Origin of the sequence: Anaerococcus sp., from assembly GCF_030825785.1 — a bacterium.
Taxonomy (GTDB): Bacteria; Bacillota; Clostridia; order Tissierellales; family Peptoniphilaceae; genus Anaerococcus.
In genome coordinates, this window is record NZ_JAPJPG010000048.1 from 1 (window position 1) to 9,729 (window position 9,729).

Consider the following 9,729-nt stretch of genomic DNA (forward strand, 5'->3'; position numbering starts at 1 on the left):
CTCCTAAAGATAAGGATTTGGAAAATAAGAAGGGGCAAGAAGAAATTCCTTCTGAAGATGAAAAAATCCAAGAGGACTCTACTTCAGAAAACAGAGATTTCCTAGCTAATGGCCAATACTTGACTATCCTTGCCTCTGAAAGCGGCGGGAAAGCCCAGGGTACTATAGGATATTGCCAAGAAGCCTTCGCAGATGCTTCTACAAGCACTTTTACTATAAAGGGTAGCCTATCCTATAGCGAAGAGGTCGGAGCCTTCGATGACTACCAAATAATGGCAAATTCGACCTATGACTTCTCCTTTGATGAGGATACAGTCTTTCAGGCTACAAGCGGCATGGCCGAGCCTCAAATCATGACAGTGGATGAGTTTAATTCCTACCTAGAAGAATGTAAGGACACAGGTCTAGGACTTGTACTCGTCATAGAAAATGGACTTGTCAAAAGTGCTAGTATTTCTTCTTAAATTAAAATGCAGAAAGCAAAATCTCCTTGCTTCCTGCATTATTTTTTATTCTTCTATTTTCTCAAAAACAGAGTGAGCTGTTTCTTTTAGAACTTCATTTAGCTTTTGAATATTTTCTTTTCCTGTTGTTTCTAGCCATTTTTTGGCTTCTTCTTTATCTTTTCCATATATTTCTACTGAGTCTTTCCAAGTTGCTCTACCGCAGAGAACTCCGTTAAATTGTGAGTCTGCTTCTTTGGCAAGTTTCAATGTTTCTTGGAATAGTTCTGCTGTAATTCCACCTGATAGGAAGATGAATGGTAAGTCAGTTGAATCTGATTGGTCTTTGAAGTGTTTGATTGCTTCCTTCCTTGTGTATACTGCTTCTTCCTTGCCAAGTCCTTCTACAAAGTTCATGTTAGTTGGTGTTTCAACCTTAAGAACATCTACCTTGTATTTTGGATCAGAGAATTCTTTCATCGCAGTATTTACCTTGTGTGGTCTTACCTTTGCATATTCAGCGTTTTTCTCAGATTCCATATTTCTATCATAGGTGATAATTTCCAAGAAGTGTGGTAGTCCTAGGCCTTCACATTCGTATCCAACTCTTTCTACCCAAGCTTTTTTGATGTCATTTGTTTCTTCTTCATCATCGCAATCATAGTAGAGAAGAGTCTTAATAGCGTTAGCTCCCATTTCTTTTGCCCTAAGTACGCTCATGAAGTTGATAAGTCTTGGAAGTCTTCCCTCATCGTATTCATCATAGCCTGTTTGCTCGTAGCTTAGGATAAGTCCTGTTCCTTCTTCCTTAGCGGCAATTCCTTTTTTGCCATAGATGGGGTCAAGTAGGATTGATGAGGCAAATGGTGTTAGTTCCTTTGAAACCAATTCCTTGTAGGCTCCGATTCCTTCTACATTGTTAAGGTCAGGGTTAGCTGCTCCCATCATTTTTTCCATTGATCCTCTTTGGTCTATTGCAAGGGCTGCTATGGCTCCGTCTTCATTTACTAATTTTTTGAGATTTGCTAGTTTTTCTTGTGAAATTTTCATTATACTTCCTCCACTTTTATTTCTTCGAAATATTTGTCAAACTTTTCTATTTCTATGTGGGCGATTTCTTCTGTGAGAACATTTAATAGACCACAAGTCATTGAAATCTTTATTATTTCTCCATCAGATTTTCCTCGATCTATTGCAAAAAGCGCCCCTGCAAGGGATGAATCACCGCTTCCTACTGGATTTACGGCTTCTACTTTTGGAACCTTGGCATTGTAGATTTTATCTTTAATCTTAACCATAGCCCCGTCTTTTCCCATAGATACTATTATATATGGGATATCCTTAAATGGTGCTTGCTTTAGAATCTCCTTAAGGTCTTTCTTTTCTATTTTTCTTTCTAGTACGTCGGCTATCTCTGTTTCATTAGGCTTTATGAGGTCTGGTTTATCTTCTGCGTTGATCATATCTTTAAGAGTCTTGCCAGAAGTATCTACTGAAACGAATTTGTCATGCTTTTTGGCATATTTAATTATCTCTTTGTAGAAATCACTTGTAAGTCCCTTTGGAAGGGATCCTGATATATTTATTATATGGCAGCCCTCGCTTATTTGATCAAGCTTATTTAGGAATTCTTCTTCCTCTTCTTTACTTATAGTTGGGCCTGCCTCGAGGATTTCGGTTTGTTTTCCTTCGTGAAGGATGGCTATACAGTTTCTTGTATCTCCTTTAATCTTAACAAATCTCGCCTCTTGACCTCTTTTTTCTAAGCCTTCTTCTATAAATTCTCCAAGCTTTCCCCCTGCAAATCCTGAATGTACAGGCTTAGTTCCCAATTCTTTTAGAACATAGCCAACATGGATTCCCTTGCCACCAGCGTGTTTTTCTATATCGCTAGTTCTTGTAACATCATCTATGTTGAACTTATCTAATTGGTAAGAAATATCTACAGAAGGGTTCGCTGTTATCGTTAGTATCATCCAAATACCCTTTCTCCATTTAGGAAAGTTGCAGTAAGGTCTAATTTACCGTCAAGTACTATAAAGTCTGCATCATAGCCCTCGTGGATTTTTCCGCATACATCGTCGATTCCGACAGACTTGGCAGGAATGAGGCTTGCCATTTGTATAGCCTCAAAGACATCCGCAATCTCCCATTCCACAACATTTTTGACAGCTTCCTTAAGTTTTAGGATAGATCCTGCAAGGCTTCCACTGTCTTTCAATCTTGCTGTACCATCTTTTACTATTACAGGAAACTCTCCTAGTTTGTAGTCTCCTTCAGGCATTCCACCTGCTGACATACAATCTGTAATAAGAGCTATCCTATCTCTTCCCTTTATGTCCATCAAGATCTCTGCTGCAGCAGGATTTACGTGATGGCCATCACAAATTAATTCTCCTATAGAATCAGTCTTCATAGCAGCTCCCACCATACCAGGGTTTCTATGATGGAGGCCACTCATACCATTGTAGACATGGACAAAAATATTAGCTCCAGCATCTACTGCTTCTACAGCTTTTTCAAAGCTTGCATCAGAATGACCTAGGGCAACTCTTACGCCCATAGCATTGGCTTTTTTGATAAAGTCGATTGCTCCATCTCTTTCTGGAGCTATGGCAATTTTATTTACAAGGCCCTTGGAGAGTTCTTTCCACCTTTTTAGCTTATCTATAGAAGGATCTGACATATAGGAAGCATTTTGGGCTCCCTTATACTTTTCTGTGAAAAATGGTCCCTCGAGGAAGATTCCACGAACCTTAGCGCCCTCTACATCTTCGTATTCTTCACCAATTATCTCACAAGCCTTATCAAGCTTTTCTGTAGTATCTGTAAGTGTTGTTGGAAGAAAGCTTGTAACTCCGCATTCCAAAATTCCCTTGGATATTTCGTTTAGATAGCCCCTTTCACAATCCATAATGTCTTTGCCGGCATATCCATGAATGTGGGTATCTACAAGACCTGGGGCTATTATCTCACCCAAGTATTCAAACTCTTCTGGCTTGTCTTTGGAAAATGACTTCACTTTCCCATCTTCCACTTCCATATAATAATCTTCTAAAACTTTATCTTCTAGCACTATATATTTTGCTGAGTAATACATTTAATCTCCTTAGCTTATCTCGGACTATAACTCGTTTCATAGTAGAACTTGTCTCCTCTGGCGTAGGATATAGTATATTCTAGTAAATTCTCGTCAAAATCAAAACTCTTTCTTGTAATCTTAAGGCTTGGAGCATCGGGCCTTTGTCCCAAAAAACCCGCAATCTTCTTAGTCAAATTTCCAACAGAAAACCTCTCATTTACTGTGAAAATCGCAGCATTTGATTCATCAAATATATCATAGAGGGGCTTTTTGCTTACAAGCTCCCTAGAAATATTGGTAAATCTCTCATAGGGAATGTAGGTTGTCTCATACATCATAGGCTCATCATCAGCAAGCCTAAGCCTTACAAGCTCAATTACCAAGTCCATATTCTCAAGCTTCATCTGTCCTGCCAAATCCTTGTTGGCCTTCTTGATCCTAAAGTCGATTATCTCAGACTTTGGCTTCATCCCATTGGCTATGGTCCTTTGGGTGAAGGAATAATAATTTGAAAGATTGTCCCTCAAATTGTGCTTGCCTGTGACGAAACTCCCCTTACCTTGGATTTGAACTATAAGACCACTATTGACTAGCTCTCCTATAGCATTTCTAATAGTGGTCCTACTCACATCGTAGTCAATACAAAGCTGTCTTTCAGAGGGAATCTTATCTCCCTTTTCCATAGTGGAGATTTTCTCTGTAAGGTCTTTTACAATCTCAGAATAAAGACTCATAGGCCCTACTTATCGTACTCGTGGATAGTAACTCCCTTTACAACCCTGTTTACTGTGTGAGACTTGGAAGGATTGTCAGGGGTATTTCCTACCCTTAGAGAAGTTATTAGGCTAATAACTTGAGCTATCACAGCAAATAAGACGCAAAGATAAGCATCTCCTAGTCCGTCTACATTATAAACCAACTTATCAAAGTCTCCTTCGACTTCTTCGCTTGAAACCCCTATTATCCTTTTGGCGATACCATCTAAGCTTAACTCATCTAAAATATCCTTATCGTACTCTCTTGTATAAGGATTTGATGAAAGGAAAGATACAATCAAGGTCTTGTCATCCACAAAGGACTTTGGGCCATGTCTAAATCCCATGCTTGACTCATACATGCTTGCTACCTTACCAGCAGTAAGCTCAAGGACTTTAAGCCTTGCCTCATTGGTAAGCTTATACAAAGGACCACTTCCTAGATAAATTATCCTATCAAAATCAAAATTCACTAGACTTTCAATATTTTCCTTATCATCAAGGATTTCTCTTCCAGCCCTTTCTAGCTTTTTGACAGCTTCTTCTTTGTCTATTGGTGACTTATCAAAAATCAAAAGACTTGTCAAAAGCATAGAAGTAAAGGAGCTTGTCATAGCAAAACCCTTGTCATTCGTACCAGCTGGCTCTATAAATACGTAAGATTTCTCATCATCATATAATCTCTCCGCAAGCTTGCCATCTTCAGCACAGGTTATAGCCAGATTATAAAAATCATCCACCAAGCTCTCTCCAAGCTCTACCGCAGCCAGAGACTCAGGAGAATTACCGCTTCTTGCAAAAGAAACTAGAAGAGTTTTACGATCTTTCTTGAAGTGAAGATAAGGGCAAGAAACCAAATCTGTTGTGGCAACAGACTCAAACTCAAAATCTCCATGGGCCTTTAAGTATTCCTTGGCGATATTTCCTACATACTCACTAGTACCAGCACCAGTAAAGATAACCCTAGCGCCTCTTGCCTTATCCAAAAATTCTTCTATTTCACTTTTTCTTTCTTTGTAATCTTCATAAACAAGCTCCCAAATACTAGCTTGCTGGAAAATCTCACTATAAGTATTTATAGCATCATTTTCCTTAATATAATCTAAATCTAAAAACATTTATACCTCCTACTGGTAACTACCACTATAATTATATAAGTTGTGACTACTTTAGTCAACCAGCATAGCCAATGTTTTCACTTAATTTAGTTAATAAGCTTGGTGTGTTTTTCTATCAATTCGATACCATTGGGTCCTATTTTATCATCACTTATGACATCAGCATTTTCTATATTATAGAAGGCATAAAAGTCTTCCACACCGATCTTGGATGAATCTGCTATTAAATAAGCCTTATTTGAATTATCTAATATCTTGGATTGAAGGATCCCTTCGTCGACGCTGTAGGTGTAAGCGAAAGAATCGCAGATACCATTTACTCCAATAAAGGCCTTGGTAAATCTTATCTTTTCTACAAGATCTAGGGCAAGGCTCCCAACAAAAGCACCAGTAATTTCTCTAAATTCTCCTCCAATTAGAAAGACCCCAAGTCCCCTAATTTTTTTAAGTTTTTCAAAAAGATACAAGGAATTCGTGTATATATTGCAGTTCTTATTAGCCATATAAGAGCTTACATACTCAATAGTTGTTCCTGCTCCAAGAAATACATTCTCCTCATCTCCTATAAGAGAAGCTATAATTTTTGCAATATATTCTTTCTTGTCCTTGTTCTTTAACATCTTCTCCTCATTAGAAAACTCACGAGGAAGAGCCTTCTCAAGACTCTTGGCCCCGCCGTGAACCCTAACAAGTTGATTTTGATCTTCTAATTCCTTTAAGTCTCGTCTTACAGTCATGTCGGTGACCTTAAGAAACTCACTTAGTTTAGAAACTTGAACTATCCCATCGTTTGCTAGTTGAGATAGGATTAGTTCGTGTCTTTTTTCTTTTAACATATTTTTTTCCTTTTAAAATACCGTCATATGCTATGATTGACGGTATTTTGTGTTTATTCTATTACATCTTCTTTTCCAGCCTTGTATTCCTCGTTTCTCTTGATCATTTCTTTCCTATACCATAGGAATAGAGCTAGATATACAGCTATTACTACTAGAGCAATAAGTATTTGTTTTCCACCTTGTGCATTTCCTAGTCCTACAAAGTAAGCTACAAACTTTTCAACTGGTCCTTCGAGAGTTGAGTGGGTTATAAGAGCTGACTCAGATAGGCCTGCTGGAAAGGCATTTACTGATTTAGCTGCCTCTGTAGCATAAGGAGCTATCAAGGTACCTGACCATAGGAATATTGGTAACATAAATGTACCTATAAGTATCATTCTTATGATTCTACCACGAGTTACTACTAGTAGCGCTGGTGTAAGTCCCATTGCTATTATACCACCTAATGGAAGCACCTTGTTTCCAGGAAGTATGATTGCTATTAAAAGCATAATTGGTGCTAAGATATTTGCAGCTGCCCACATTTCTGAACGTCCTGCGATAAATGGCCAGTCAAGTCCGATATTTAGACTACGTCCACCAAGTTTCTTGTTGGCAAAGTCTGCAATACCTTGAGATAGGGGTTCAACTGATTCGATAAACCATTGACCTATTACAGAAAATAGTTCCAAACAAGTTGCTGCTGTAAAGGCAAGGGTGAAGGTATCCATCAAAGGCATACCTGCAAGTAATCCAATAAATAGTCCTAGATAGATTCCTATAGCTGACTTAGATCCCCAGAATCCGATTTTAGAGTTAAGCTTTGCAGCATCGAAATCGTATTTATCTAAGAATGGGAATATCTTATCGATAATCTTATTAAATAACATGACTATTGGATTCATCATATAGTTCATGTGGGTAGTTGTCATCGGGTTTTCGTCTGGTGCATCCAAAAGATCATTAAAGGTTGGTTTCATCAAGTCTGAGTTTATAATCTTTAATACTCCTATAAATATTACTAGAAGTGTTGTTACAAGTAGACTTGCACCCATATACATAGCAAATAGACCAGTTATTGCCAAATGCCATATATCAAAAATATCAACATCCAATGTGTTAGTTTTGTTTAGTAAAAGCATAACTACATTTACTATTATCATTACCAGCAAGAAATATAAGGTGTAAGGAGATCCCCAAGTTATTGTTGCAAGAGGAGCCCAACCCACATCAGTTATACTTAATTCAATTCCTGTTCTTCCTACGAAAGCTTGCAAAGCTTCTGAGAAGCTTGAGGTTAGTATATTCATTACCGCACCAATAGCAGTAATTGAAATTGCAAGCCTAATACCACCTTCTAAGGCCTTTGAGAATTTAACTCCTACAATTACAGATATAATTGTAAGTACCAAAAGCATGAGCACAGAAGGTATTATAATATCCATGAATTTTCCCAAATAGGTATTAGCAAATTCTATTATTCCACTCATTTTATTTCTCCATTTTGTTAATTATTTTATATCTATTAATTTACTTTAGATTTCCTTCTTTTATTATTGCTTCAACCTTATCGTAAACAGGTTTAGCCATAGCTGGCATTCTGTAAAGGATTGGACCTGCATCTACTACAGGAATATTTACATCAAATCCTAAATCAGTTTTTGAAATTTGAGCAAATATGTCGTATTTTTTAATCATATCTTCTGTGATATCCTTTATCATAACGGCATCACATTTTACTTCATAGCCCCTATTTTTCATTTCGTTTTCTAAAGCGTTCTTGATTTGGTGACTTGAATTAACACCTGCTCCACATGCTGCTAAAATCTTAATCATAATTTCCTCCTAAAAATTTTTCTCAATAAATTCGTAAATTTTATCTTCGCTATCTAAACTGAAAAGCTCTTCTATTCCTTGTGTTTTTGTAACAAAATCCATTATCTTTGCGAGAACATCAGTCTGCATTCCACCTTCACTATTTAATATCATGAAAATAAATGAAACATCTAATTCTTTTTCTGGATCAATCATATTATTAAAGCTTATCTTCTTGTTTAACTTAACTGGTATAACCCTAGTAACCTTACAAGCTTCCGCTTCTGTGTGAGGTATAGCTATATTAGGCAAGCTATCGCTTACAAGAGACATATCCATTCCTGTTGGATAATTCTCCTCTCTTTCTTCGACCATTTGAAGAAACTTATCATTTACTAGGTCATCAGCCTTAAGTTTGTCGTAAAGCTCTTTAAATAGATCTTCTTTGCTAGAAGCATCAGATATATATACATTTTCTCTTACTATAAACTCTGACATAACTAACTAATCGTGGTATTCTCCTCTATCCCATTTATCCAAAAATTCATCAAAGAATTTATCATTAGACACTTGGTCTTTTTCATCTTCTTTGTATTTTTCTTCTATTGCCATTAGTTTTTCTATTAGTTTCTCATTTTCTTCTGTTTTCTTGTATTCTGCATTGATAAATGAATCTATTATTTCAAAGGCTAGGTCTCTTCCTACTATCATTCCACCAAAAGATATTACGTTGGCGTTTAGTTCTTCTTTGGCATAGATTGCTGTCGCACAATCTCTTACTAGGGCGCAACGGGTGCCGAAGGCCTTGTTTACTGCTGTTGATATGCCAACTCCTGTTCCGCAGAGTACTACTCCTAGGTCACAATCGCCTTTTGCTACTAGCTCTCCTACTTTTTTTCCAAAGATTGGGTAGTGGGTTCTTGTGTTATCGTAACATCCTACGTCTATTACTTCATGGCCCAGACTTTTGAGGTGGTCAGATACTTCCATTTTTAGACTTGTTACTATGTGGTCACATCCTAATGCTATTTTCATCTTTAACTCCTACATCATCTTGTTGAGCATGTCGATTCTTATTTGATGACGACCTCCGTCATAACCATGGCTTAGGAAGTTTCTTAGACAAGATTTCGCTAAATCTTCTCCTACTATTCCTGAGCCCATTACAAGAATTCTTGCTCCGTTGTGCCTTTTGGTCATTAGGGAACTTCTTTCATCAGATACTTCTGCAGCTACCATTCCCTTGTGCTTTGAGCAAGCCATATAGGATCCTGCTCCGTATCTGTCGAGAACTATCCCTACACTTGCATCATCATTTCCTGTTGTTAAGATTCCATCAACCTCTAAAAGCTTTTCACATACTGCATTAGAGCTGTCCACGAAATCAAAACCATCTTCTGTCAAATCTTCATAAGCGATAGATTTGTTTTCTAACTCTTCGATCAAGGCATCCTTGAGTTTTAGGGCATCCTTGTCGGAAGAAATATAGACTTTCATAAAACCTCCTGTGTTTGTTTTTGTTATTTATTTATTCTTTTTGTTTGCTTATTTTTATATTACATCAGAAGAAAACATTTGTCAAGCGTTTTCAAGAAAGTTTCAATCTATTATTAGACAAATAAAAATATCCCAAGCTAATATATAAAGGGTCTATAATAAATCGTGTTGGTAGAAGTAAATGATACTTCTTTCAACACG

The 9,729-nt window shown here is 37.2% G+C and carries 12 protein-coding genes; 1 reads left to right on the plus strand and 11 read right to left on the minus strand.

Translation table 11 applies throughout. The features are described from left to right. Positions 1 to 464 (plus strand): hypothetical protein (locus RCH56_RS06600; RefSeq protein ID WP_306484187.1); only part of this gene is annotated, 464 nt, incomplete at its 5' end. A gap of 45 nt (positions 465 to 509) precedes the next feature. On the opposite strand, the gene RCH56_RS06605 is transcribed toward RCH56_RS06600, so the two are convergent. From RCH56_RS06605 to RCH56_RS06655, 11 genes are all read right to left on the minus strand, one after another. Next, positions 510 to 1,493 carry a tagatose 1,6-diphosphate aldolase gene (locus tag RCH56_RS06605; protein ID WP_306484188.1) on the minus strand — a complete coding sequence of 328 codons (984 nt, stop codon included), beginning with the start codon at positions 1,491 to 1,493 and terminating at the stop codon, positions 510 to 512. Then, positions 1,493 to 2,419 carry a hexose kinase gene (locus RCH56_RS06610; RefSeq protein WP_306484189.1) on the minus strand — a complete coding sequence of 309 codons (927 nt, stop codon included), beginning with the start codon at positions 2,417 to 2,419 and terminating at the stop codon, positions 1,493 to 1,495. Before RCH56_RS06610 ends, RCH56_RS06605 begins: the two co-directional genes overlap by 1 nt. Then, positions 2,416 to 3,543 carry an N-acetylglucosamine-6-phosphate deacetylase gene (gene nagA, locus RCH56_RS06615; RefSeq protein ID WP_306484190.1) on the minus strand — a complete coding sequence of 376 codons (1,128 nt, stop codon included), beginning with the start codon at positions 3,541 to 3,543 and terminating at the stop codon, positions 2,416 to 2,418. Before nagA ends, RCH56_RS06610 begins: the two co-directional genes overlap by 4 nt. Before the next feature lie 14 nt (positions 3,544 to 3,557). Beyond that, complete coding sequence (locus tag RCH56_RS06620; RefSeq protein WP_306484191.1) at positions 3,558 to 4,259, minus strand: GntR family transcriptional regulator; 702 nt, start codon at positions 4,257 to 4,259, stop codon at positions 3,558 to 3,560. A 5-nt stretch (positions 4,260 to 4,264) separates the two neighbouring features. Then, on the minus strand, positions 4,265 to 5,398 hold the full coding sequence (locus tag RCH56_RS06625; RefSeq protein WP_306484192.1) for an SIS domain-containing protein: 1,134 nt from the start codon (positions 5,396 to 5,398) through the stop codon (positions 4,265 to 4,267). A gap of 86 nt (positions 5,399 to 5,484) precedes the next feature. After that, a complete protein-coding gene (locus RCH56_RS06630; RefSeq protein ID WP_306484193.1) occupies positions 5,485 to 6,234 on the minus strand; it encodes a DeoR/GlpR family DNA-binding transcription regulator in 750 nt (249 codons plus the stop codon). 53 nt (positions 6,235 to 6,287) lie between these two features. Beyond that, positions 6,288 to 7,706, minus strand: a complete 1,419-nt coding sequence (locus RCH56_RS06635; RefSeq protein ID WP_306484194.1) for a PTS galactitol transporter subunit IIC — start codon at positions 7,704 to 7,706, stop codon at positions 6,288 to 6,290. Between the two features lie 40 nt (positions 7,707 to 7,746). Beyond that, a complete protein-coding gene (locus RCH56_RS06640; protein ID WP_306484195.1) occupies positions 7,747 to 8,052 on the minus strand; it encodes a PTS sugar transporter subunit IIB in 306 nt (101 codons plus the stop codon). Between the two features lie 9 nt (positions 8,053 to 8,061). Further along, positions 8,062 to 8,529 (minus strand): PTS sugar transporter subunit IIA, encoded by a 468-nt coding sequence (locus RCH56_RS06645; protein WP_306484196.1) that lies wholly within the window; start codon positions 8,527 to 8,529, stop codon positions 8,062 to 8,064. Between the two features lie 6 nt (positions 8,530 to 8,535). Beyond that, the gene (gene lacB / locus RCH56_RS06650) at positions 8,536 to 9,066 is read right to left on the minus strand and encodes a galactose-6-phosphate isomerase subunit LacB (RefSeq protein WP_306484197.1); all 531 of its coding nucleotides are present in this window, start codon (positions 9,064 to 9,066) and stop codon (positions 8,536 to 8,538) included. Positions 9,067 to 9,075: 9 nt separating this feature from the next. Next, positions 9,076 to 9,528 carry an RpiB/LacA/LacB family sugar-phosphate isomerase gene (locus tag RCH56_RS06655; RefSeq protein WP_012803542.1) on the minus strand — a complete coding sequence of 151 codons (453 nt, stop codon included), beginning with the start codon at positions 9,526 to 9,528 and terminating at the stop codon, positions 9,076 to 9,078. Between the last annotated feature and the right edge of the window lie 201 nt (positions 9,529 to 9,729).